At 63.3% G+C, this 251-nt stretch carries 1 protein-coding gene; it reads left to right on the forward strand.

Annotation, left to right across the window (positions count from 1 at the left end; all coding sequences use genetic code 11):
- Nucleotides 1-251, forward strand: a 251-nt coding sequence (locus tag R0J92_RS25115; RefSeq protein ID WP_411053683.1) for a zinc ribbon domain-containing protein, incomplete at both ends; no start/stop codon positions are given.

The raw sequence follows: 251 nt of genomic DNA on the forward strand, positions 1-251 counted from the left end.
GGATGAGTTCGAGGCGGTGCAGTCGATGTTGAAGGTCCGCAATCCGAAGGTCACGCCGCCGCGCGTCGTGACGGGGCCGATCCTTCTGACCGGCCTTGCCACCTGCGCCACCTGCCAGGGCGGTATGACGCTTCGCACCGGCACCTCGAAGAACGGCACGGTTCATCGCTATTATACCTGCTCGAATGCCGCCCGCGCCGGAAAAAGCGTCTGCAAGGGCCGTTCGATCCGCATGGATACGCTCGATGAAC

The sequence above is a fragment of the Tritonibacter sp. SIMBA_163 genome, from assembly GCF_046535935.1.
GTDB classification, from domain to species: Bacteria; Pseudomonadota; Alphaproteobacteria; order Rhodobacterales; family Rhodobacteraceae; genus Epibacterium; species Epibacterium scottomollicae.